Origin of the sequence: Cognatundibacterium luofuense, assembly GCF_018139685.1 — a bacterium.
GTDB classification, from domain to species: Bacteria; Pseudomonadota; Gammaproteobacteria; order Burkholderiales; family Burkholderiaceae_D; genus Undibacterium; species Undibacterium luofuense.
Map to the genome: position 1 here is coordinate 1 of NZ_JAGSPN010000673.1, position 279 is coordinate 279.

The window sequence follows — 279 nt, forward strand, 5'->3', positions numbered from 1 at the left end:
TATCTTGAGCCGTATGCTAGCTATCGTCGCAGCAATTGCGTTGACTGCCTTATTGGTACTGGCGCCGTTCTGGGTGGTGAACCATGTAGGGCCAGCGGCTTTGCTATGGTATGAAGGCTTGTCAGCAGCGATGCAAAGCAAGGTGGATTTTGCTTTGCGCTGGTGTGCACCTGCCATCATTGCTGTGTGTGGCCTGGTATTGTTGGCTTTAATGGCACGTCGCGCTCTGGCCGCCAAACGCGGCGATGAACACCGCCCTTTGTAAAACGCTGCATCATT

General features: G+C 53.8%; 1 protein-coding gene. It reads left to right on the forward strand.

The annotated features are described in order from the left end of the window. Positions 1–265 (forward strand): hypothetical protein (locus KDM89_RS22140; protein WP_212689890.1); only part of this gene is annotated, 265 nt, incomplete at its 5' end. Between the last annotated feature and the right edge of the window lie 14 nt (positions 266–279).